Source organism: Reichenbachiella sp. (genome assembly GCF_965233835.1).
In the GTDB taxonomy this organism is placed as follows: domain Bacteria; phylum Bacteroidota; class Bacteroidia; order Cytophagales; family Cyclobacteriaceae; genus Reichenbachiella.
The window spans coordinates 4,578,922-4,602,559 of the sequence record NZ_OZ247585.1 but is presented as its reverse complement, the minus strand read 5'-3'; the positions used below and the strand labels follow the sequence as shown (position 1 = coordinate 4,602,559).

Here is a 23,638-nt window from a genome sequence, read left to right as displayed (position 1 = left end):
GTTAGGAAAGGGCGTCCGCCCGATTGACGATATTAGCATTGCACATTAACCCCACTAGGCGTAGAATGAAATAAAAAGTAGAATCTAGGTGTATGTCTGTGACTACACCTTTTTATGATAAGAGCAGGAATGATATTAAAGTGTAGATGCAATCTACCCTTAGAGGGTTAAACATTGATTTACTGGAAATATAAGATGCGCTAACCTTTAAACCGTCTATAAGAAAGCGCACCTAGTCCAAGTGCAGCGGCTAAAGTAAGCATGATTGTGTACTTATCATCGGATTCACTTAAAGGTTCGGTTACGCCTTGTAGTACAAATCCCCCCCAAAAGAATGGACTGGCCTGAGCAGGGTTGGTTTGTGCTAAATAAGCTAGTTTGGCTTCTCTTAGAGCTACATCTTTGGTCTTACCCTGCTCTAAACCACTATAAAAACCTTGCATTAATTGTGGAGCAGATTCATCGGGAATTTCCCATTGCGTATAGATCAGACTTTTGCATCCAGCATAGGTAAAGGCTCGGCCAAGAGTCATCATACCCTCTCCACTGATGAGTTTCCCAACGCCTGTATTGCAGGCGCTAAGTACTGCCAGCTCTGCTGGGAGAGAGAGGTTATAGAGTTCGTAGGCATATAGACGGCCATCTTCGGTTGAGTCAGATTTTGTGGTGAACTTGAGATTTGAACTGTTAGGGTGATCACTATCGGCTTGTCCATGTAAGGCCAGGTGTAAAATGAAATATTCTGCTGCCAGGGCTTTGAAAGTGGCTTCGCTGGCCTGATAACCAAAGAAATAGTCGCCATCAAAAAACTCTGATATCATCCGGATTTCTTTTCTGGAACCTGGAAGATCTTCCAGGTTGTCACTTCTGAGTGTTTGCAGAGTCAAATTTTTTCCAGTCTCATCCTTGTTGTTGAATGAAAAGGCTAGTACTTCCTGTCGTGTATCCCTGCTCAACTTGTTGTTGAATTGTGAATATAGAAGGTTGGCGGAATACGCATAGCTAATGGCAAATTCCTTTAAGAGATAGTCAAAGGTCTGGTAATCAATAGAAGTCGGTGCTGAGCTGAGAAGGGTCTCGAAATTCAATTCCCATAATTCGGAATCAGGTATAATGATTAGTCGGTGACCAACTAGGTCATTTCTGATTGGCTTGATCAATAAATCATACAGTTGTTTGGCCTGATGCACGTAATTCTGCTGGTTCTGTTGCACAACTGATTGCTTAAACTCTCCTACCGATTCGGAAATTGTGGATCTCGATAACGAAATTTGTTTTACTGTCAGCCCTTTTTTGTTTAAAACCCAAACAAACATTGCGCTGTCACCCACATGGTATTCTATAATATTTTGATCATGTGCCAGTACGGATTGAATTTGCTCTACTGAGGCCGGTTGGTTTTTGTACTTAAGGTCAAAATACTTTGGAAAATCTTGCTCGAAACGTTTAATCAATTGTTCATGCTCCCTTGTAAGGTCAAAGAGTTGAGACCTTAAATTCTCGTCACCTGATCTGATTGGATCTTTGCCTGCCTCCTCACGTAGTTTGGAATCCAGAAAGGAGATGTCTGCTCTCAGGTCATTTTCTTTTTGAAGTAAGCTGTCAGGAATGTTGGCAAAAGACCTAGCTTTGGACTCGAGCATGGTCTGGCGAAGGACAGATGATTTGCTTTTTTCTGACAAAAAGAAAGTTTTTTCTAGGAAAACGTCGCCTTTCAGAGAATTGCCCAACTGATAGGCATTTAGAATACCCAATTCAATCAGCTCTTCGGAACTTTTTAGCGCACTTAATTTCGATTCTTCATCTACAAATCCATTTTGGATCTTTCCTACCAGAGATACACCCAACTCACAGGTTGCTAAACTGGAGTTTAGAAATTGAGGGTCTCCTTCTTGTTCGTATTTTTTATGGAGTCCTATGGCTTTAACTCTCAGTACGTTTAGTAGGGTATTCTCTCTGAGAATATTATCCTCTAACTTCGGGTTTTGATGAATATTATCCTCCTCGAAATTGGTGACAACAGCGGATAGTCCCTTTTGTATTAGGTATAGTGCTTCGTCATATTTTTGAGATTTTATTTTTAAACTGGCCAATTCAATGTACATATCCGCCACATTAAAATTTTTCAGGCCGTACTTCTCTAAATATATCTTTAGGTTGTCCGTCAACAACTCATTTGCCTGAACATAGTTGCCCACCAGTATCTCTAACTCCGCCATCTTGGTTTGTGTGTCTGCCAGAGCTATGCTATCTATTTGGTTCTGAGATGATATAATCTCGAGGGCATGGTTTAATTCTGACCTGGCTTCATGAAGCCTATTGGCTTTCATCAAAACCGTACCAAGGTCTTTGTAGTTGGCTGCCAGTCGGTTAACGACTCCATAAATCTTTTGATTTAATTCAATCGCCTGCCTAAGATATCTTGCTGCCTTTTCGTATTCTTTGTCTTCTCTAAACACAAAGGCCATATTGCCAAAGGTAGAGGCAATCCTGGGATGAAGTGGCTGATAGTTATTCTGGTAGACGGAGAGCGCTTTTTGATAATAGGTCAGTGCTTTTTTAAAGGCTCCTCTCTCCTTATGAACGAACCCAAGGTTTTCGTATATACGCGAAGCTTGCAGGCTTTCCTCACCAAAAAGTTCAATTCGGATTTGGAGAGATTTTTCGAATAAGTAGCTGGCTGAATCCAGGTTGCGGTCTACCATATAGCATAACCCAATATTGCTTAGGTACATTGCAGGATAGGAGAGGTTGTCTGGTGTTAGTTCTGAAGCAATTTCAAGTGCCTTTCTGTAGTGGTTAATTGCTCGGTTGAAGTTGTTCTTATAATAATAAATAATGGCCAACGAATTGTGAAGTTCTTGAGTATAACTGTCTATACTATCCTGTTGATTTTTCTTGATCCATAACCCCTTTTTTACGCTGGACATGGCTTCGTCGAGCTGTAATTTGGCTGACTGGGCATTGGCTGCTGCTAAATAGACTCGTGCAAACATCGTACTGTCCATGGAAGGGTTATTTTCTGCCAATGATACCGCGAGCTCTGAACAATAAAGAGCGCTGTCGAGAAGCCCCATTTTTTTTAATGGATGTGAAAGGTGGGCATAGGTCATGATATATTCTGAGCTGGTTTCGCCCAACTTTTCAGACCCTATCTCGATGTTTTCTTTGAATATTTTCGCCGCTCCTTCCAAGTCTCTGGAATACGTCTTGCAATATCCAAGCGTATTTCGACAAAATAAGTGTTTTTCCCAATCTCCTAGTAGAGCATAGACCTTGCTTGCTTTTTCCGCACAATATGCTGAACTATCGTATTGTGCTTTGTTGAAAAAGGATCGAGCCTTATTGTAAAGTATTTCTGCTTGTAAACTGTCGGAAGATTGAAAAGCGAATAAAGAACGACCCCATATCATTAAAAAGAAGACAAATAAGTATCGATTTAGCGGCGACATATCAGGTTGTTTAAAATTGATAAAATTGTGATTGGAGTTAGGTTTGTGGCCTTTATCTATAAAGTACTTAAATTTTATCTCAACTATCTGAACTAGGAGTAACCTCGGGATAAAAAAAGAATTATATGGAAAGGGAGGTAAGCTATATTAAGGGTAAATGCTTAGTCTCCGAAAGTTTTCACCCCTTCTACTTCAAATTCCCCCCTTCTTCGAGAACATTCATGGAGTCATAGATCAGCACTTTGTTCCATAGGTCTTTGCAGTCGGCCAGAAACTTTTTGTGCGCAGGCTCTACCTGATATTTATCCTGTTCTTCTTTAGACCCGAAGGTGACCATAAGGTGGTAGGTATATGAATTGTCTACCACATCTCTGGCTGTAAGAGCTGGTACCCCTAAGTGAGCAGATCTAATGTAGTCTGAGTTTTCGATCAGTTCCATTAATCCCTTCTCAATTTTTTGTCGGTCAGCCTCACTGTCAGGATTATTGAGCCAGATGAGGACAGAGTGGGCAAATTGACCACTAATCATATCTTTGGTTTTGACGGGTTCGCAGCTCATGAACATAGCAGCGATGAGAACTAAGAAAGTGAAGTTTTTCATGGTTTGGTTTTAAATATTTAGTCTAAGATAGTCATTGGAAAAGAAATAACCTTACCTGCCTATTTTCTGAACTGCTCGACTAGAGATTGTACGTCTCCATATTTTGGCCAACTGTTAGGTCGTTCAAAATCCTGACCGGATGCCAGCACTTTGACATCTGAATATTTCCCTTTCACTTCTTTCCAGGAAATGTCCTCCCAATACTGTTGATCCATTTCTAATAAAGTTACCCCTTCAAGTGGACCAGATACTGCTTTGCCAATCAGTGGCCACCAAAGACTTTCAGTTTCTCTGTCCCAAAACACGAATCCATCCAGTCCGTTCCATACTTGTTCGTCAAAGTAGGTATAGCCACTCAGTCCGAAAGTCAGCAATTTACCATTGTAGTCACGTTCATAAATAGCACCCAAATCTGCGAGAATACAGTAGGCTGCCATTATAGGCCTTCCTCCCAGGCTGTCGTTTACAATTTCATGACGGGTGAGGTCAGGTACTGAATAGGCTTTGGTCTCTCCATTCAGTGAGCCAACCAAAAAACGAGTACTGTCAGCCCAGATCGTATCAGCGGCTTCCATAGTTATGAACTCTGGAGAGAGTAGCGCGGGAAAAGCCTCTCTTCCGATTCCATAGTGAAATTGATTTTCTTGGAGTGTAAGGTTGGAAACATCGAAGTGCAGTGTACTATCTTCTCCTCCAAATAGCACCCTAGTATTTTGCATTTCAAAGAACTTTCCATTTTCTGCGGCTAGGGGTCTTTGAATTTTCTTCGATGGATTGGGTTCAGACTGACTCTCCTGTTTCGGTGCTTTAGAGCAGCTGAATAAAATGAGTAATGTAAGAAGGTTTAGTAGAGATTTCATGTTGTTTAGAAATGATTCGAGAAACATTAAATTTAATCAAGAATATTAGAACCTTTTCTAAATCCTTACGACTAAGGAATTAAACAAAATGATTTAAATTCATTTCATGATTAAAGCAATCCAAGCATTCAGCCTAATCTGTGCCTTGATCTTTACAGCGCAAGCACAAGACCCCAAAGACATCATTCAAAAATCTCTGGATAAAGTAAATGGCAAAAGCAGCCAGGGAGAAATGGAAATGACAATTGTTCGACCGAGGTATACACGGACTATGACTATGAAATCATGGAGTTTGGGAAGAGAGTATTTTTTGATCTATATCACCGGACCAGCAAGAGACAAAGGGCAGGTATTTTTAAAACGTCAGACCGACATGTGGAATTGGATTCCGAATATCAGCCGTATGATTAAGTTGCCACCGTCCATGATGGGGCAAAACTGGATGGGTTCGGATTTTACCAATGATGATCTGGTGAAAATGAACAGTTTGGTAGATGATTATACACATAAAATGCTTGGAGAACGGAAAGTAGATGGGATTGACTGCTACCAGATTGAGATGATTCCCAAGCCAAACTCCTCTGTGGTTTGGGGGAAGATCAATATTTGGATAGGGAAGGACGAATACTATCAGATGAAGACCGAATATTATGATGAAGACTTCGAATTAGTCAGTACTATGGAAGCCTCAGAAATTACCCAATTTGACGATCGGAAATTACCGGCCAAAATGGTTATGACACCTGTCAACAAACCCGGTAACCAGACCATCATGGTCAATAGGAATCTGAAATTCAATACCGATTTGAAAGAAAGCTTCTTTTCTCAACAAAACATGAAAAGGGTGAGATGAGAAGAAAGATTACACTGGCCTGGCGCAACCTGTGGCGCAATAAGAAGAGAACCTTTATCACTTTAGGGTCGGTAACTTTTGCTGTAGTGATTGCCACCATGATGCGTGGTCTGCAACTAGGAACCTACGATAAAATGCTGGATGATGCCATTACTGCGTCCACTGGTCATGTAGCACTGATGGATAAGCTCTATTGGGATGACAAAACATTGCTCAACAGCATGGAGTTTCCAGAGGAGTTGGAAGAGACGCTAAATAAAGACGAACGCATAGATTTTTGGGTGCCACAATTGTCTAGTGGTGTGCTAGCCTCATCTGGACCACATACTCGTGGTGTCTTGATTCAAGGCGTAGACCCAGTTGTGCAAGACCGTCAGATTGGACTTGCAAATAAGATTATCGAAGGCGAGTACTTAAAGGATAATGATGACGCTGTATTAATTGGAAAGGAGCTTTCTCAATTTTTAAGAATTGGTGTAGGCGACACTTTAGTACTACTCGGACAAGGGTATATGGGAGTAACAGCCGCTGGAAAGTATCCTATCAAAGGCATATTTGATCACCCGATGGCGGAGTTTAACAAGCGGATGATTTTTTTACCATTGGCTGCTGCTCAGTATCTCTTTTTCATGGAGGGGAGATTGACCAATGTGAATTTGGTGCTTAAGGACAATGATGAGGTAGAAGAGACACAGGCCTACTACGAATCAAAAATGGATACTACGTTGTTGGAGGCTAGAGGCTGGAGGTCCATGAATAGGGAAATCCTTTCAGGCATAGAGTCGGACAATTTCTTTGGAAAAATCATGATCGGTATTTTATATATGGTGATTGGGTTTGGCTTGTTCGGAACCATTTTGATGATGACCATGGAGCGCAAGAAGGAGTTTTCAATCATGATTGCCATTGGCATGAGGAGGACGAAACTTTTGACACAAGTTATATTGGAGTCCATAATGATTGCGGGATTGGGCGCACTGGCGGGTTTAATCATCAGCTTTCCAGTGGTCTATTTCTATTTCCTCAACCCTATTCCCGTGCCAGAAGAAAGTGCTGATATGTATCGTCAGATGAATATGGAGCCTATTCTGCAAATCTCTATCAAACCAGGCTACATGTTATTACAGTTTGCCATTGTGTTGGGGGTTAGCATTGTGGCATCAGTGATTCCGCTCAATAACATTATGAAATTTAATATTGTGGACATAATTCGAGGAAGACAATGATCATATCACTTGCCTGGCGAAACGTATGGAGAAATAAAACACGTAGTGCTGCAGTGATATTGGCACTTACCGTCGGTTTGTTTGGTGCACTGTTTATTGCTAGCATGTCCAACGGCATGGTGGACAAGTGGATAAAGAGCACCATTGAAAATGAAATCTCGGATATTCAGATTCATAATGCCGAGTATCTGATTATGGAAGAATTGGAACTGACCCTGGACGAGAAGGAGCTGGAAAGTGTCTTAGAAAATAATGATCATGTGAAGTCATTCACTTCAAGAATCAAAACAGAAGCAATGGCCATGACCGCCAATAATAGTGCTCAGGTTACGCTCTACGGCATTGATCCTGCTCAGGAAAAAGAAGTGACGGAAGTATATAACCTAATGATCGACGGTCAATATTTAGAAACTGAATCGCGGTTTAAACCAATCATCATTTCCGAGCGACTGGCTGAAAAATTGAAGGTCAGACTAAAATCAAAGATCATATTTACACTGGCTGATAAGACAGGTAACATGGTGTATGAGAATTTTAAGGTTAATGGAATTTTTGACACCAACAGTACGATGTTCGATGATCGGAATGTGTTTGTTAGGAAATGTGACCTTCAAAATATTCTCAAAATCAATGATGGTCAAGTACACGAAATGGCCATCCGAGTTACAGATCAGGAGGTGCTAGCAAGTACAGTTAATGTATTGCAGCATACTTTCACCGAATACAAAACGCAGGATTGGAAGGACATTAACCCCACGTTGAGCATGAGTGGGTCTTTGATACAAATGTTCAATTATATTCTTGTGGGAATTGTGCTCATCGCTTTGATATTTGGAATCATCAACACCATGTTGATGGTGATTTTGGAGCGTACCAAAGAAATAGGGATGCTTCGGTCTTTAGGTATGAGAAAAAACAAAATTGCTCAAATGATCACATTGGAAACTATATTTCTCTGTTTAGTGGGAGGAGTAATTGGGAATTTACTCGCTCTGGGCGCCATTGAGTACTTTGGTCGAGTAGGTATGCATTTCGAAAGTTTCAAAGAAGGAATGGAGCAGTTTGGCATGTCGGCTATTGTTTATCCTACACTTGATTATAGTTTCTATGTGATAATCACTGGTATGGTAGTATGCACGGCCGTTTTTTCATCTATTTTTCCAATCATCAGGGCATTTAAGTTAAACCCCGCATTAGCGATAAGAGATTAGTTATGAGCGTTATTCAGACCCTAGACGTAACAAAAGTTTATAATCCCGATACTGTACCAGTACATGCGGTCAACGGCATTTCACTTTCTTTTGAGAAAGGGGAATTTTCGGCCATCGTTGGACCGTCAGGGTGTGGAAAAACCACTTTTTTGAATTTGTTGGGCGGGTTGGAATCGCCAACTACAGGTGCTGTAAAGGTAGATGGGCAAGATATATCTCAGTTGAGCAGTACGGAGTTGACTGATTTTAGATTGCACAATATCGGCTTTGTATTTCAGGCTTATAACCTTATTCCGGTCATGAGCGCCTATGAAAATGTGGCTTTTATCATGGAGTTGCAGCAGTTTCCTCAGAAGAGCATAGAAGAGCGTGTCATGGAACTTTTGGAAGCCATGGAGATAGCTGATAAGGCCCACCAAAGACCAAATCAACTATCAGGAGGGCAGCAACAGCGAGTGGCTGTAGCCAGAGCATTGGCTTCAAGACCAAAGTTTATTTTGGCTGACGAACCAACGGCCAATCTGGATAGCAAGGCAACCACCAATCTGTTGGATTTGATGTTCAAGATGAATGAAAAAGAGGAAACAACTTTCATATTCTCCACTCATGATGACCGAGTAATGAAACGTGCCAAACGTTTGATTAAATTGGACGACGGCAAAATAGCCAATGAAAACGGGTAGATATTTAATTCTTGCTATTACATGTTTATTCGGCGCCCCCTCACAGGCGCAGGATGAAAATATGACCCTGAACGGTTATATGAAGTATATGCATACGGTGATCATACCGCCAGGAGATAGTAGTATGATTACTGACAACTTCCTTCATAACCGTTTGAATTATACCTGGTATTGGAATGATAACTTGACCTTCAAGACTTCCATGAGAAACCGATTTTTCTGGGGCGAGCTGGTGAGAGATGTTCCGTTGGCTTACAGTTCTTTGGGAGATGACCCTGGATTTTTTGATATGAGCATAGTCTGGGCGAATAGCTCTAGTACCGTCCTACATACCATATTTGATCGAATGAATCTTACCTATCAGAAAAATGACCTGGAGGTGATCGTTGGCCGACAGCGTGTGAACTGGGGCACAACCTTAATATGGAATCCAAATGATATTTTCAACTCATATTCATTCTTCGATTTTGATTACGAGGAGCGCCCAGGCACGGATGCTGTTCAAGTGAACTATTATACCAGTGCCGCATCGTCTTTAAGTCTAGTTTACGCTTTGGCGGATAGCCTTTCGGGAAGCACTTTGGCGGCCAAGTACAAGTTCAATACCAACACCTACGATATCCAATTTATGACAGGCTATCAGAAGGAATTTTTTGTGGTCGGCGTTGGTTGGGCTGGAGATATAAAGGGAGCAGGCTTTCGAGGAGAGGGTACCTATTTCTTGCCAGTGAATGATGAAGCTGGGGAAACTCAATTCGTAGGTTCAGTGGAGTTTGACTATACTTTCACTAATGGGTTGTATTTTCAAACTGCCTATTTGTTCAACTCCAGAGGTCTCAATGTGAAATCAGGGGACTACGCAGCATTTTATCTGGATCGAAGTCTGAGTGCGCAGACCTTGAGCCCTGCCATGCACAATTTGTTCTTTCAGCTTTCTGGCGCATTATCACCCATATTAAATACGGCTTTGGCGACTATGCTCAACCCGAAGGATGGTTCTCTTTTTATTGGACCTAATGTGACCTGGTCTGTCGCTGAAAACTTCGATTTCCTTGTGGCCGCTCAGTTATTCAGGGGAGACCCTATGACCCTCTATGGTGATGGTGGGACTATGATTTTTGGAAGGTTTAAGTATAGTTTTTAATTAGCATAAGGTGCATTGACTTGACGAATACTTCTCACAATCGTGATTTCCACAATCGTATGTTTTCTTCATTCTCATCGATTTCAAATTCGTGACTTGTTTTTTTACAAATTTGAATAGCCTGTTCTGCGGTAGTTATCGCTTCGGCATATTTGCCTTGCGTAGCTAGTATTTGGGATTTGAGCATCCATGGCGATGGATTAGGAGCATCTAGAACTATTGCCATTTCAATATATGCTAGAGCTTTTTGGTTTTGCTTTAATTCATAGAAATGGTACTGAGCTGCCGCAGAAAAAGTGTACCATCCATTTTTTAGCACCTGTGTAGTTCGATCTATCTCAGCTAATGTTTGTGCTTGAGTGGACGTTTCTATTGGTAGATGAATAGCTGTCTTTTCCCAGGCCAATTGTAGTATCGCCGAAGTTTTAGTTACTGAGAGAAAACTGAAGGTGCACATCTCTGTGAACGTTTTTATGGATGGATGCACCTTAAATCTTAGCACATCTTCATTGGAATCATAGTTGTAGGCACCCCATTGATTCCATTGCCTGTTAAGAATGATAGTCCATTTTTCTTCTGTTGGTATGATGAAGAGACCATATCGGCCGGCAGCCACCTTGTTTCCGGCTATATTGATATCCTGATCAAAAGATAGTACTGTAGCGGCATTAGCTCCGGCTCTCCAAACTTTACCGTAGGGAACAAGTCCACCAAATATGGGGCGATCTTTTACGCTGGGTCTGCTGTATTCAACACGGATATTACAAACTCCCACAGTTTGTTCAATGGCCGCTTTTGGACTGGCTTGGGGTACATATAATTCCTGAGCGAGAAGCCAAAATGAAGGGTACAAAGCGGCAATTATCAGAAGGTTGATTTTTTTAGTCATGTTCATCAATTTTAATAGTGATTGTGCAGGTCTTGACAGGATCAAACATCCACTAGTGCAGTTATAACTCGCATCTAAACCCTGCTCCGATAGGTGAACCTGCAGGAATCGATTGAGCGGGTGTTACCTTAAATTGCGTAGGACTTTGGTAAAATTCACGAATCAATCTCAAAGCATATTGACGGTTCGCCAAGGTGCTATTTTTAACACTCGACCTGGCCTCTAATTTAGTTTTTAATTGATCGATGGCTTGGTACGCTAAAGCATTGGCTTGTGGGTTAGCAGTTTCATTAGTGGCCAAATTCATCATGTGACCTAGCACGTTTAGATTTACTACATGTTGGATTTCTCCTAGGTAGCCTGCTTTTGGTTTTTGGTACCAAGTGGCCTCTAGTATTTTGTTTAGTAAAAAATCAAGGCCCGGCTGAGTATTGTTTCGACTGTTATATTCGATCATTCGAGAAGCTCGAGCAGAATTGAGCATGAGTGAAAAAGTTAAGTCGGCGGCCGTTTCCGCAGCACCTAATGCATCAAAGTTAGGGCTAGTTCTTAGATTTACTACCTCGTTGCTTCTTCCTTTGTGAAGCTGGCGTGGGGGTAAAATATTCAGTAGGCCTTCGGGAATGGCTAATGCCTCTGGTTGTACTGTATTCAGCAAGGAGTTGATTGCCTTAGTTTGAGTGGCACCTGATACAGGCTGTGTAATTAGTTGACCATCACCTTTGAGCGCATATCTATAATTTTGTCCTCCTATCAGTTTTACTGTCGCCTCTACCTGATAGCGATGCAGAAAATACATTGGAACTAAAACTTCCTCAAGTTGAGCATAGGGTGTTCCTGTACGAATAGAGTTTTCGCCGAGATTGTTCAAGGCCACCTTTCGAACGTTCATGAGGTGGTTGAGTTCTGTACTTGGATCCTGTCCATTATCCCATAGGTGAGCAAAAGGGTGAGAACCACCTTGTGGTCGAGCATCTTGATCCGATAAGAAGGTCAATCCGTTTTTAATGGACTGAGAAATGATTTTATTCAGTGTGTCTTGCTCATCAGTATTAGCATCGAATTGCGAATACCCATAGGTGATGGCTACTTTATCCCATGCACCAATTTTATCGTCATAGGCATTGTCCAAATTTATTTTTCCATTCAACAGGTCGATTTTTGGATGGGGGTAGTCCATCACTGAGGCTCGTCCTTCTGAGCTGGAAGCGTAGCTATGAGCAAGCCCCAAAGTGTGCCCTACTTCGTGAGCAGACAATTGTCGCAGCCTGGCCAGTGCTAATTTTTCCATAGTTGGATCTATAGCATCATTGGCGTACGGTGAGAGCAAACCCTCTGCAATCAAATAATCTTGTCTGACACGTAAAGAGCCTAGCGTTACATGTCCTTTGATAATTTCACCAGTTCTTGGGTCTACTACACTAGCACCATAGGACCAGCCTCGGGTGGACCGATGAACCCATTGAATAATATTGTATCTGGCATCCATAGGATCAACTCCCTCGGGCAATAGTTTGACCTGAAAGGCATCTTTGAATCCGGCTGCTTCAAAGGCTTGATTCCACCATGAGGCGCCTTCCAGCAATGCACTTCTGATAGGCTCTGGCGCTCCTCTGTCTAGATAATAGATGATGGGCTCTACTGCTTGAGAAACCGCCGCTGACGGGTCTTTCTTTTCCAGCCTATGTCGGCAGGTATATTTCTTCGACAATGATTCACTAATAGGTGTTGCATAGTCGTAATACTCAATACCATAGAAACCAGCTCTTGGATCGAAGTTTCTTTTTTTATAATTATTGTCAGGAAGCTGTATGAAGGAGTGATGAACAGTGACGGTTACTGCTTCTGCAGAAGGGGTAACGGAGTAAATCCAGTCACCTTGAGGATTGCCAGTAAAAGTGAGTATAGCATCGAGTTCAGTGTTTTTTGGGAAATTCTTAATTCTTTCCGTGTTTAGCGCAGACCGGTTTGGGTCTAGTGAATAATTACCTTGCTGAGTTTGTGCCAAGGTACTGGCCACGCCAACGGCGTCTCTTATAACAAAATCTGTGATGTCTATTTTATAAACCCCATGCTGGTTTTCCAATATTTCAAATCCCCAGATAATGGATTGGGCAAATGCTTCCTCAACGGCACGAGATTCATCTGGATTGTTGCTAATGGCACGATAGTCATAGTTAGGTTGGATGAGTAGGAGCTTATTACCAGCTTTCTTAAATTTCACAACTTTCTCGCTGCTCAGCTTGCCTCGATCCAAGCCAATGTCATTAGAGCCGACCCCAGAGGATAGCGAGGGGAGGTATAAAAACTCTTCATCCAATTTTGATACATGAAAGTAAATGCGATCAATCTCTTTGTCTATTGAGTAATCAATAAATCCGGCAGTGATATTTTCGGATACCTCCAGGGTAGGGGCAGTTGATTTATTTTTTTTCTTTTTTTGAGCACTGACATTTAATGACAGCACTGCAAACAATGCGAGTAAATAATTGAGCTTCATTTGAGTATGTTGTGGTTAGTATTTAGTGAATTTGTTGGTAATAAAAGTTAGACATTTTCGAAGTACATCGTAATATAAGGTCATGTAGAAAAATGCCGTCATGAGCCAAATAATAATGATATTGAAATAGAATGTGTCGATTTGAACGTTTCCAAAGACTTTGACCGGAGCATAAAAATGAGCATTTCCGATGTTCGAATCGGGTGTTTTGAATATGGGGTCCTTCTTTTGAATTAGCTCATCTTCAGCCTCATATATTTTTTCTATTTCATCTCGATTAGTGACGAGGTTTTCTAGGGTTTTGTTGTGACTGGCATTTTTAAGTTCCAAAAGTCCGTCTTTCCCCATCGCTTCTACCATTTCGTAATAATGAGACTCTCGTTCTTTTACGGCTTCGTCTTTCAGGTTTTTATACTTTTTTCTGAGCAGATTGAGCTGCGCAATAATTTGATGATGGGAAGTGGAATCATATTTTTCCATGTTCAAGAATCGAAGACGGTAAAATTGGGTATTAGCGTCTTTGGCTTGCATTTTCTCCAATTCTTTTCTGCAAATATCGATTTCATGTTGAAGAGCACTTGATCGATTACCTGCCTGAATGTTTTGATAAACCAAACGAAGTTTAGTTTGAACTTTGGGAATGAGATAGGCAAAATTGAAGCTGGCATCACTCATACGCTTGTCATAATCAAAGAAATGCTTTTCATAGTTATTATTACTAAAAAGCTCTACGGCTAAGGCTTCATAAGCCCAACGAGAAACCATGGCATCACCTACTAGCGGCACATGTTTTTTGTCTCCTATTTTATAGTGTAGTTCGTCAAACTTGATCATAGCACCACCTAATAACAGCTGTGGTACTAAAATCAGCGGGATGAGAATGTAGATTGTCACAATGGAGTTTAGACCAGAGGAAATGTTGAGTCCAACCATATTGGCAAAACAGGCGGCTGAAAAGAGGACCAGCCAGAAGCTAAAGTTCAGGTCTTGAATCTCCAACAAGTAATTTCCAAACCAAACAAAAATGAACATCTGCAGCGCCGATAGACAGAATAAAAAGATGATTTTGGAATTGATATAACTGAATCGGCTGAGATTCAGAAAGGATTCTCGTTCCAGTACTTTTTTGTCTTTAAAAATTTCTTCCGCGCTTACTGATAGTCCTAGAAAAAGTGCCACTACTACGGTCATAAAGAGATATACCGGAATGTTTTTGTTTTCACTAAAGATATATTCATTACCTATCGAGTACTTAGCTAGCACGCCTAAAATCAAAGCCAATAGCGGCGGTTCAAGAAGATTCAGGAGGATATATTGTAAGTTGGTTTTTTTAGAAAGCAAGATCCTTTGCAGGAAAATATTCGACTGCTGTGCTAGATTCGGAATCAAGAAGTTGGAAGGAGGGAGCGCTGTTTGAAACTTAATTTTTTTAAGCTTAGGTGCCAAATTTTCAAGATACTTGTCATACCATTGTGCGGGAGAAATTTTCCGTTGCTTAGTAGCCTCACCGACCTCATTGATTTCCTTGGCTTCTATGATATGCAGAATTTGCTCTGGGATCACATTGCCACAAGTCCTACATTCACTTTCTGCCGCATTCACTTGTGTATTCATGGTCTTGAAATACACCACTGCATCCACTGGATTGCCGTTGTAGATTGGGTATCCTCCTTTGTCCAACAGCCAGAGCTTATCGAACAGTTTGAAGATATCCGATGAGGGCTGGTGAATAATAGCAATCACCAGTTTGCCTTTTCTACTTTGCTCCTTGAGTAAGTTCATGACCACTTCGGAGTCCATAGAAGACAGTCCGGAAGTAGGCTCGTCCACGAAAAGAACGGAGGGCTCACGCAACAGTTCAAGGGCAATGTTAAGTCGCTTACGCTGACCACCGCTAATAAATTTATTGAGCGGGCTACCTACCTGGAGGTCTCTGATTTCATCAATGTCCAGATCCTCAAGTACTTTGTTAATTGCCTGGTCGAGTCTTTTTTTAGAAAAATCACTAAAGGAAAGGCGAGCGTTAAAGTATAAGTTTTGATAGACAGTCAGTTCTTCAAACAAAAGGTCATCTTGAGGTACATATCCAATTACCCCTGATTGTACACAGCGAGGGATACTGTGGCCATTGATCTTAATTTTTCCACCAGATGGTTCCAATTTTCCATTCAGCAAATTAATAAGTGTGGACTTTCCAGTACCACTTCCTCCCATGATACCTATGAGCTGACCGGACTCTTCGTAAAAACTGAAAGGCTGAATGCCGTTGTTGCTGTTTTTGAACTTGAACTGCATGTCATCACCGTGCAATACAAGGTTGACTTTTTTAAGGTCAAGCAAGAATTTTTTACTGATTTCAGATTCGTAGATTGGCTCGATACTGCTACCCTTGATGATGGCACCAGATTTTAGAATGTAAGTTTTGTTTTTAGAAATTTTATTTCCTTCCAAATACAAATTGAGTGGGCCGTCATACTGTATGACAAAAGTGCCAATGCTCTGAATAAACAGCACTTTGATCTGGCCAAAAAGATTTTCAACATGGATATGTCTAAACTCATTGATGCCTGGCTCTTTTTTCTTTTTCATCATCCAGGCAATCTCTTCAGGCCATTCGGTCACCTTGTTGTCGATGATCATTCCGTTGGCTTTAGATAGCTCCTTTATTTCAGGATCCAGGATAAAAGAGGTAATGTCGTTGATTTCTTGCTTGGGTAAGTTGAAATTTAACGCCACCAGTTGCATGAAATCATTTTCCTTATCAGAGACTTTCTTGTCTGTATTGATCAGTTCGACTAGCTGAATAAATACAATGACACGTTCGTGCTGAAGTAATTCTTTATTGAGCTGTTGACAGATTTTGGTAACCTGAATGATGTTTTTTGTTTCGTTCTCTAATTCCTCTTCTGACGAGGAGGCTTCGCGTCTATAGAACTCGACATAATCTTGATAGAGGTTTAGGTATTGTTCTGCAAGGTCGTGATTGAGCTGAGCTTCCAAATAGGGCTCCACGATAATATGGCCTGAATCAACCACTTCATCTTTTACACTCTCAATAATAGCAAACAAGCGCATCAAAGCGTTGATAATCGATTCACTCATGCAGAATAGTTCTTTGTTATGGGTTTAGAATTTAAATATAGAAAAAAAGGCATCCCGATTTGTCAGGATGCCTTTTAATTAATCGAATTGATTGTTTGGACTAGCCAATAATCTCGTTTCTTGTACTTTCTACGTTGCTAGAAATATCGTCAAGCTGACCTTTTGTAATTCCTGTAGCGGGATCAATACCTTCATAGATAATTTGCATGAATTGCAACAAAGGTCTCACAGACTCAATATCCGGATCGTCGGCATATTTGGTTGCAAATTCAGCCAACTTGTTTGCTGAGTTTTTCTGCTCTGCCACTATGTTCAACATTCTTGGATCGTAGTCACTAGAAATGGCCAATTGACAAGTGATATAAATACCTTCAATCCAGCTACCTGCTACGACAAGGAAAGACATTTTGTCCTGTCCAGATTTGTTGAGTTCAGAGTAAGTGTTGTAAAAAGATTTAGTTACAATAAGTATTAAAGAATCCTTGTTATCAAGATTTGTCTCCACTCTTGCTACCATCTCATCGTCAAAAACACCTGGAATTTCCAATCCGTCAATCAGCGTTTTAGATGCTTTGAGCATTTCCATAGTTTCTTCCTGACTATTGTACGTACATGCGTAACTCAAATCAGCACCATAGATACCCAGATTCAGCGCTTTATCTCTTTGTGTTTCATATTTATCCACATTTTCGACCGGATTAGTAATGTTCCAAACGAATGCGGCTCCAGCATCCTGGAGAAGTTCTGTCACCTCAAAAGAAGTTGGGATTGGGTATTTAAATTCCTTTTCTACTTTTTCTTTTACGTTTTCTAAGGTTGCCTTGTCGGCTTCTTCGGCTTTCTTACCTGAGCTACAAGCTGCAATACTGGCAGCAAGCACAGCGATACACACGATATTTAGTATATTTTTCATAGTACTGATTTAATGATCGTCTCTTAACAATGGAGGCAATTTAAAAGAATTGGATTAGAAAAGTAAAGCCAAATCAGTAATTTGATTTGGCTTTGCTCAGATTGGTCAATCTAGTTAGATGTCAGTCTTGGAATTAGTTGTTCACAGCTTTGTGGATTTCATCCAAAAGGCCATTTTGTTTTTTATCATTTCTTAACTCCCAAAACATTATTCCTCCCAATTTTTTATCCTTTACATATTTCACTTTGGCTGCTACCGACTGAGGATTGTCATAAGTAGCAAATTGCCCTAAAGATTCACTATAGGCATAAGGAGCCATACTTACACTGTCCCAGTAGATTTGAAATCCATTTTCAGCAGAAAGTGTACTGTCCAATTGGGGGTAACCAATACCCTTAAGGAATTTTCCTGACTGGTATAATCCATTGTTTTCAGGAGGTACATTCTCCCAAACTCTAGCATAAAAAGCTGAGCCAATAACAATTTTGTTCAGCGGAACGCCAATGGAATCTAAAAACTGTACCGCGTAGTCTGTTGAGACCTCTTGGGATGGATTAGAAAATAGAGCCGTATGATGTCCGGTCTCCGTGCTGAAGCCATTGATAAGGTCGTAGGACATGAGATTCACTCTGTTGAACAATGGCATTACTTTATCCCACTCGACAGATTCGATGAGAAATTTATCGAAGCCACCTGCAGCAAAGCTCAGTTCGTAGCCTTCACCCATGGCGGTTCGAAGTTCCAGAACCAGTGCCGTGAAGTTTTGTTTGTCTTCCGGTTTGTACTCATGCCCCGGGAATCCCTCAATGGCCGGGTACTCCCAGTCCAGATCGATACCATCGGCGTTGTACTGCTTTAGTACATCGACAACTGAAGCTGCAAATGCTTTTCTGTTTTCTTCTGTAGAGAAGACAGAAGAGCAGGTTTCACAACCACCCCATCCGCCTAGGGATACAAGCACCTTAAGGTCTGGATATTGCTCTTTTAGCGAAGTTATTTGTAGTAGAGAAATACTGTCTTCGGCATTGTCAATAGTAAGTTGATTGCCTTTCAGGTGCATGAAACTGAATATGATCTGATCCAGCTTGTCAATCGGATAGTCACTAATGCTAGACCCCGAACCACTATAATAGGCGATGATATCCAGGGGTGGTTTTGCGCTTTCAGTTGACTCTTGTGTTGTAGACTCTTTCGGACTGCAGGCGGACCAAAATATGGCAATACTGAGGAATAGTAAATGTTTTAAATGATTCATGTATGATTTTTTAGAATGAAAAAATGGAATAATCATGCCTTCAGCAAGGAAGGTAAATCATACAACTTTCAGTCAAAAAGCAATTCGCTCAATGGTAGAAATAGTACTCTGAATGCGTTTCTTTTCTAATTATTGATTGGTGAAACTATTCATCCCACAGATTGGCCAAGGTATAATCGGAGCCGGGTAATGCAAAAAAAGCACCTGTTACATACCGAAAATGCTTGTCCAAATTACTGATCTTGTTCATTTCATCTGTAGATAGTTGAATATTGGCGGCTTTCAGATTTTGTTTTAGTCGGGCCTCATTCGTAGATTTTGGGATAACTACGGTGTCTCGATTGATTGCCCAGGCAACAAGCACTTGTGCGGGAGAGCAGTTATGGTTTTCGGCTATAGCTTTTACCGTAGGAATTTCGAATAGATCTGGCTCATCTTCGGCCTTCATTTGCGGAATACGATCTCGAGACCCTAAAGGTGAGTAAGCTGTAAGGATAACCTCCTCTTTTCTGCAAAAATCTAACAAATCTTTTTGCTGAAGTAGTGGGTGTAGTTCTACCTGATTGACCTCAATTCTCTGGGACGCGGATTGATTGACTTGAGCTATTTTTTTAGCGCTGAAGTTGGCGACACCAATGTGCTTGACCAAACCTGCTTTTTGTACCTCTTCCATACCTTTCCAGGTTTCTTCCAAAGGAATATCTCTTAAACTGACTAAACTATTTCCATCTTGAGGAAAAATCACATCCTTTTTATGCGCAACAGGCCAATGGACAAGGTATAGGTCAAGGTAGTCTAGTTGCAATGCCTTAAGGGTCACATTCAGGCACTCCTTCACATCTGTTTGACGATGATGAGTATTCCATAATTTAGAGGTAATCCATAGTTCTTCGCGATTCACCTCGCCCGTCATGATGGCGTCACTCAGTGCGGCACCTATTTCCGTTTCATTTTGATAGATATAGGCACAATCAAAATGTTTGTACCCAACAGAAATAGCTGTACGAATAGCTTTGTAAACTTCTCCTGGTTCTGATTTCCAGGTTCCCAGACCAAGGGCTGGCATTTGGTCTCCATTGCTGAGCGTGTATGTTTTCATGATTTTAGGGCTTTGGTTAAAGCTACGTAACAATTTAGTTTTTTGTCAGAAAGATTTTCATTAATGTCATTGACTCGTAAAAATTTCTCAACTAACGGTTTGGAAAAGGCCTGGTTGTTTTTATCATTGCGCCAGCATTTTGAGATTCATTTTACGTTACAAATAAATGAATCAAAACCGACTTGTCACCTAAATACAATTCTTAAAAAAGGCCTTCAAGGCTTTAGATAAAAGTTCACTACAATTTCTTGAGATAGTCATTCAAAAACTTCTAGCAAGAGGGATTTGATGATGATTCTTTTTAACCTATTCGATCATGAAAAAAATTATTGCCCTACTCCTTTCAAGTTTCTTGATTAATCAACTTACAGCCCAAAATAATACAATAGATGGTTCATTATATGGAATGGATAAGGATGTTTATATTATAAACTATGATAGGAATACCAATGTGGACGCTGGTATCAGATTGACTACCTTATATGCTGGGTATAAAAGTTGGAATATTTTTAATGAAAGAGAGGATGGGAAGCTTCATTTTAGTTTTTCTCAAAGCAGTTCTCATAACGATGTGGGTTCAAGAAAAATGACCTTAAACTTTTCAGGACAATTAGGAATCGGTACAACGACTCCTAATAACAAGCTAGACGTTTCAGGAGGTATAGATATCAATGACTACATCCGACACAATGGTGATGAAAATACTTACTTTGGATTTGGAGGGAATGATCAATTTCGAATTCGGACAAACAATGCAGATAGACTTTTCATCAACTCGTCTGGAAACATTGGAATAGGCACCACTTCTCCGAGTTATAAACTTCACGCCAAGGGTGATATTTATGCGGATGGTGGCTGGATGCGAGTATCTGGACAAAGAGGCATTTATTTTCAATCTTATGGCGGAGGCCTTTACATGACCGATGCGACTTGGATAAGAACATATGGAAATAAGAGTTTCTATCATAACACCGGAACGATGAGAACGGATGGAACATTTCAAGTCGGCAATGGTGGATCTAGATTTTTGGTTAAAACAGATGGAAAAGTGGGAATAGGAACTACAGCACCTTCTTACCCACTACATGTAAAGAAAACTCATTCAAGTAGCTGGCAGTCCAGATTTGAAAACGGTTCTTCCAATGTGTATTTGGCTCATAGTAGCGGCTATGGTATGCATATTAATACAGGTGGAACGAATAGTTCTAGTAGATATGCTTTAGAGGTAAGAAATAGTAATCAAACACATTTCTATGTGAGGGATGATGGAAAAGTAGGTGTTGGCACAACTTCTCCAACAGCAAAATTACACCTCAGAGGCAGTCGCGCTGATTTCTATATTCAAAATACCAGCGCAACCAATTGGGCATTTATGCGAATTCAAGGAAGTGGTTCAAATTTTTGGGATATAGGTCAGTACGGCGATAATGACTACTTAGAATTTAGACCAAAGGGAGCATCGAATGACAATAGAGTTGTGATTAAGCAAAGTGGACATGTTGGCATCGGCACCACCTCTCCCGACGAAAAGTTGTCTGTAATTGGCAAGTTAAGCTTAGCCAACACAGCAGACGAAACCATCGACTACATCCGACTCTACCATGACGGAGAGGCTAACGTCAGTACCGAAGAAGGGGCGCTGCATTTTAGGAAAGGAAATGAAAAATACCTGGTGGCTGAACAGTTGGCTAATACTGCCGTTACCAGAATTCATTCTTATGGTCAGCCACTGGTACTCAGGGGTAGAGCACTACCAGATGTGCCAGATCCTGCTGACCCACTGGGTGATTTGACCATAAAAGATGATGGTACCGTAGTGATTCATAATGGCTTCGAATTGGAAGGAAATTTTAACCTTACAAATACTGAGTTGGGTAATGAGGATGAATACGTATTGTCTTTAGGAGCAGGAGATGAGATAAGACGCAGAAGTGTGGAATCCTTGACGCCATGGGTCATTCGCCAGGTTTACCAAGAGGCAGATACAGTAGATGTACTTTCTTGTAGTCCGCATGCGGAAGGGGAAGAATGTGGCTGCCCGGAAGGTGCTCATGTCACCATAGATGCGAGCGATGTGATAGATATTGAAGGTAACCTGGCCATAGGTGATCAGGGCTTTATTGACAACGATCAAGTGGCCGGACCCAACCTGGATGAGGGTACCGGAGAAAAGACGGTGAATGACGATTACATTAGAATCCAGGAGTCGATAGAGTTTAGTTCCAGTAGCACCACTAGAGGCTTGGTACTTTTGGATAATGCCGTAGGTTCAGGAAAATTCCTGAACTTTTTCCACAACGATGGCATCAGCTATTTTTCAAATTCAACCAATTCTACTCCTGATGCTGACTACTTCATGAAAGCTGGAACCGGTGTCCCAGCGGAGAAAAACCAGATCACTTTTGCGGACAGGGTAACCTTTAACAATGGCTTTGTTACTTCATCATATACCTCGCCAAATGCAATGAATTTTGCCATGGATACAGACAATACAGGAGAGGATGCCATTTTCAAAGTGGGAAGAGGTACTCAGGATGTAAACGATGAAACCAACTGGTTCGGATTGTTTTATGTTGATAAGGATGGTGTGGCTACTTTTTCATCGGATATTGGGGATTCAAGTAACCCTAATAGAATCACTTTAAATGGATCTACTGGAAGTGGTACTTTTTCAAGTGATCTGACTGTTGAAGGCGTATCCAATCTGTCCGGCAATCTAAATGTAGGTGGAAGCTCAGTGTTCTCTCTTTCGGCAGACTTCTTACAGGATGCAAATATCACTGGTAACCTGAATGTGCTGGGCAGCTCCAATATCTTGACCGGTTCTTATGGAAGTGCTGTGGATTGGAAAACCGCCTACGATAGCCGTGTCAACGCTAATCAGGGACTGGTTTGGGACCCGATCAGCAAAAATCTGGATGTCAAACTGGGTGATGGACTGCACCTCAACGGCAGTGGTGAAATCGAATCAGACTTTGTGCAAGATGGACCCGACAAAATTTCATATCATGGAAGTTTGGCTATTGGAACAACAAAACATTCCACTTTTGCTTTATCCGTAGCCGGAGAGGTAGGTGCCGAAGAAGTCACTATCCAGAACGAAGGCGAGTGGCCGGATTATGTTTTTGAGGCCGGCTATGAGTTAGAAAGCCTGGAAGAAACGGCGGCATTCATAGCTAAAAATAAGCACCTGCCAGAAGTGCCCTCTTCTCAAGAAGTGTCAGAAAACGGCATCAAAGTCGGCCAAATGAATGCCATTCTATTGAAGAAAATTGAAGAATTGACTTTGCATTTGATAGCAAAAGACAAGGAAATAGCAAGCCTGAGAGAGGAAAACAAACGAATCGATGATATCGAGGAGCGACTTCTTCAATTAGAGAATAAATAATTGTTGGATTTTAAATTTTTAGCCATGAATTATTCAACAAGAATATTTTTCTCAATTGTAGTGCTGGTCGTGCTCTCGCTTGGGAACATTAAAGCACAAACCATATACTTCCACTATGACAATGTGGGTAACAGAACGGAGCGTTCTATTAGCAATTCTCCTTCTTCGTCTAGAAGTCTGGTGCAGAGTGATAGTACGTTGATTGAGGAGGTTGCCACAGAAGAATTTGAAACTATGCTGTATCCAAATGCCAGTGATGGACTTTTCTTCATTAGAATGGGCGAATACTCAGGTGTGGTGGAGTTGTACGTTTTTGATATACGTGGTCGAATGATCTATAAAGACAATTATGATCAATCTGAAATTCGATTTGACATCACTGAACAACCTTCGGGACTTTATGTGGTCAAGTGGAGAAATCGTGAAAAGTCATACATAGAAAAAGTCCTCAAAAGATAAGAC

The 23,638-nt window shown here is 41.0% G+C and carries 16 protein-coding genes; 7 read left to right on the top strand and 9 right to left on the bottom strand.

Translation table 11 applies throughout. The annotated features are described in order from the left end of the window. Positions 1–200: 200 nt before the first annotated feature. The 3 genes from ACO6S2_RS19455 to ACO6S2_RS19445 form a co-directional block, all read right to left on the bottom strand. Positions 201–3,452, bottom strand: coding sequence for a CHAT domain-containing protein (locus ACO6S2_RS19455; RefSeq protein ID WP_422360229.1), 3,252 nt, complete (start codon positions 3,450–3,452; stop codon positions 201–203). 187 nt (positions 3,453–3,639) lie between these two features. Continuing rightward, the gene (locus ACO6S2_RS19450) at positions 3,640–4,053 is read right to left on the bottom strand and encodes a Dabb family protein (RefSeq protein ID WP_422360228.1); all 414 of its coding nucleotides are present in this window, start codon (positions 4,051–4,053) and stop codon (positions 3,640–3,642) included. A 59-nt stretch (positions 4,054–4,112) separates the two neighbouring features. Next, complete coding sequence (locus ACO6S2_RS19445; protein ID WP_422360227.1) at positions 4,113–4,913, bottom strand: DUF3179 domain-containing (seleno)protein; 801 nt, start codon at positions 4,911–4,913, stop codon at positions 4,113–4,115. Positions 4,914–5,019: 106 nt separating this feature from the next. Here ACO6S2_RS19445 and ACO6S2_RS19440 point away from each other — a divergent pair, with 106 nt between their 5' ends. The 5 genes from ACO6S2_RS19440 to ACO6S2_RS19420 are packed head-to-tail and all read left to right on the top strand — an operon-like array spanning position 5,020 to position 10,030. Then, the gene (locus ACO6S2_RS19440) at positions 5,020–5,766 is read left to right on the top strand and encodes an outer membrane lipoprotein-sorting protein (RefSeq protein WP_422360226.1); all 747 of its coding nucleotides are present in this window, start codon (positions 5,020–5,022) and stop codon (positions 5,764–5,766) included. Beyond that, positions 5,763–6,992, top strand: coding sequence for an ABC transporter permease (locus ACO6S2_RS19435; RefSeq protein WP_422360225.1), 1,230 nt, complete (start codon positions 5,763–5,765; stop codon positions 6,990–6,992). The genes ACO6S2_RS19440 and ACO6S2_RS19435 overlap by 4 nt, the downstream gene beginning before the upstream one ends. Further along, on the top strand, positions 6,989–8,203 hold the full coding sequence (locus tag ACO6S2_RS19430) for an ABC transporter permease (RefSeq protein WP_422360224.1): 1,215 nt from the start codon (positions 6,989–6,991) through the stop codon (positions 8,201–8,203). The genes ACO6S2_RS19435 and ACO6S2_RS19430 overlap by 4 nt, the downstream gene beginning before the upstream one ends. A 2-nt stretch (positions 8,204–8,205) precedes the next feature. After that, positions 8,206–8,886, top strand: coding sequence for an ABC transporter ATP-binding protein (locus ACO6S2_RS19425; protein ID WP_422360223.1), 681 nt, complete (start codon positions 8,206–8,208; stop codon positions 8,884–8,886). Further along, positions 8,873–10,030 carry a hypothetical protein gene (locus ACO6S2_RS19420; protein ID WP_422360222.1) on the top strand — a complete coding sequence of 386 codons (1,158 nt, stop codon included), beginning with the start codon at positions 8,873–8,875 and terminating at the stop codon, positions 10,028–10,030. Before ACO6S2_RS19425 ends, ACO6S2_RS19420 begins: the two co-directional genes overlap by 14 nt. A gap of 34 nt (positions 10,031–10,064) precedes the next feature. Here ACO6S2_RS19420 and ACO6S2_RS19415 read toward each other — a convergent pair whose 3' ends face one another. The 6 genes from ACO6S2_RS19415 to ACO6S2_RS19390 all read right to left on the bottom strand — a co-directional run bounded on the left by ACO6S2_RS19415 (position 10,065) and on the right by ACO6S2_RS19390 (position 19,788). Beyond that, a complete protein-coding gene (locus ACO6S2_RS19415; protein WP_422360221.1) occupies positions 10,065–10,919 on the bottom strand; it encodes a DUF2911 domain-containing protein in 855 nt (284 codons plus the stop codon). Positions 10,920–10,980: 61 nt separating this feature from the next. Further along, the gene (locus tag ACO6S2_RS19410) at positions 10,981–13,419 is read right to left on the bottom strand and encodes a zinc-dependent metalloprotease (protein ID WP_422360220.1); all 2,439 of its coding nucleotides are present in this window, start codon (positions 13,417–13,419) and stop codon (positions 10,981–10,983) included. A gap of 15 nt (positions 13,420–13,434) precedes the next feature. Further along, the gene (locus ACO6S2_RS19405) at positions 13,435–16,521 is read right to left on the bottom strand and encodes an ATP-binding cassette domain-containing protein (RefSeq protein ID WP_422360219.1); all 3,087 of its coding nucleotides are present in this window, start codon (positions 16,519–16,521) and stop codon (positions 13,435–13,437) included. A gap of 100 nt (positions 16,522–16,621) precedes the next feature. Next, a complete protein-coding gene (locus ACO6S2_RS19400) occupies positions 16,622–17,434 on the bottom strand; it encodes a hypothetical protein (RefSeq protein WP_422360218.1) in 813 nt (270 codons plus the stop codon). Between the two features lie 133 nt (positions 17,435–17,567). Further along, a complete protein-coding gene (locus tag ACO6S2_RS19395; protein ID WP_422360217.1) occupies positions 17,568–18,689 on the bottom strand; it encodes a glycoside hydrolase family 18 protein in 1,122 nt (373 codons plus the stop codon). A gap of 145 nt (positions 18,690–18,834) precedes the next feature. Then, positions 18,835–19,788: an aldo/keto reductase gene (locus ACO6S2_RS19390; protein WP_422360216.1), complete on the bottom strand. Its 954-nt coding sequence runs from the start codon at positions 19,786–19,788 to the stop codon at positions 18,835–18,837. Between the two features lie 316 nt (positions 19,789–20,104). Between ACO6S2_RS19390 and pilV the strand changes: the two genes are divergently transcribed. Both pilV and ACO6S2_RS19380 read left to right on the top strand, forming a co-directional pair. Continuing rightward, the gene (gene pilV, locus ACO6S2_RS19385) at positions 20,105–23,176 is read left to right on the top strand and encodes a shufflon system plasmid conjugative transfer pilus tip adhesin PilV (RefSeq protein ID WP_422360215.1); all 3,072 of its coding nucleotides are present in this window, start codon (positions 20,105–20,107) and stop codon (positions 23,174–23,176) included. A 24-nt stretch (positions 23,177–23,200) separates the two neighbouring features. Next, positions 23,201–23,635 carry a T9SS type A sorting domain-containing protein gene (locus ACO6S2_RS19380; RefSeq protein ID WP_422360214.1) on the top strand — a complete coding sequence of 145 codons (435 nt, stop codon included), beginning with the start codon at positions 23,201–23,203 and terminating at the stop codon, positions 23,633–23,635. Positions 23,636–23,638 lie beyond the last annotated feature (3 nt).

Excerpts from the sequence above, each read along its gene's own strand:
- ACO6S2_RS19430 (WP_422360224.1), top strand. The coding sequence starts at position 6,989 with ATGATCATATCACTTGCCTGGCGAAACGTATGGAGAAATAAAACACGT.
- ACO6S2_RS19425 (WP_422360223.1), top strand. The coding sequence starts at position 8,206 with ATGAGCGTTATTCAGACCCTAGACGTAACAAAAGTTTATAATCCCGAT.
- ACO6S2_RS19390 (WP_422360216.1), bottom strand. The coding sequence starts at position 19,788 with ATGAAAACATACACGCTCAGCAATGGAGACCAAATGCCAGCCCTTGGT.
- ACO6S2_RS19420 (WP_422360222.1), top strand. The coding sequence starts at position 8,873 with ATGAAAACGGGTAGATATTTAATTCTTGCTATTACATGTTTATTCGGC.
- ACO6S2_RS19380 (WP_422360214.1), top strand. The coding sequence starts at position 23,201 with ATGAATTATTCAACAAGAATATTTTTCTCAATTGTAGTGCTGGTCGTG.
- ACO6S2_RS19415 (WP_422360221.1), bottom strand. The coding sequence starts at position 10,919 with ATGACTAAAAAAATCAACCTTCTGATAATTGCCGCTTTGTACCCTTCA.
- ACO6S2_RS19435 (WP_422360225.1), top strand. The coding sequence starts at position 5,763 with ATGAGAAGAAAGATTACACTGGCCTGGCGCAACCTGTGGCGCAATAAG.
- ACO6S2_RS19395 (WP_422360217.1), bottom strand. The coding sequence starts at position 18,689 with ATGAATCATTTAAAACATTTACTATTCCTCAGTATTGCCATATTTTGG.
- ACO6S2_RS19445 (WP_422360227.1), bottom strand. The coding sequence starts at position 4,913 with ATGAAATCTCTACTAAACCTTCTTACATTACTCATTTTATTCAGCTGC.
- ACO6S2_RS19440 (WP_422360226.1), top strand. The coding sequence starts at position 5,020 with ATGATTAAAGCAATCCAAGCATTCAGCCTAATCTGTGCCTTGATCTTT.
- ACO6S2_RS19450 (WP_422360228.1), bottom strand. The coding sequence starts at position 4,053 with ATGAAAAACTTCACTTTCTTAGTTCTCATCGCTGCTATGTTCATGAGC.
- ACO6S2_RS19405 (WP_422360219.1), bottom strand. The coding sequence starts at position 16,521 with ATGAGTGAATCGATTATCAACGCTTTGATGCGCTTGTTTGCTATTATT.
- pilV (WP_422360215.1), top strand. The coding sequence starts at position 20,105 with ATGAAAAAAATTATTGCCCTACTCCTTTCAAGTTTCTTGATTAATCAA.
- ACO6S2_RS19410 (WP_422360220.1), bottom strand. The coding sequence starts at position 13,419 with ATGAAGCTCAATTATTTACTCGCATTGTTTGCAGTGCTGTCATTAAAT.
- ACO6S2_RS19400 (WP_422360218.1), bottom strand. The coding sequence starts at position 17,434 with ATGAAAAATATACTAAATATCGTGTGTATCGCTGTGCTTGCTGCCAGT.
- ACO6S2_RS19455 (WP_422360229.1), bottom strand. The coding sequence starts at position 3,452 with ATGTCGCCGCTAAATCGATACTTATTTGTCTTCTTTTTAATGATATGG.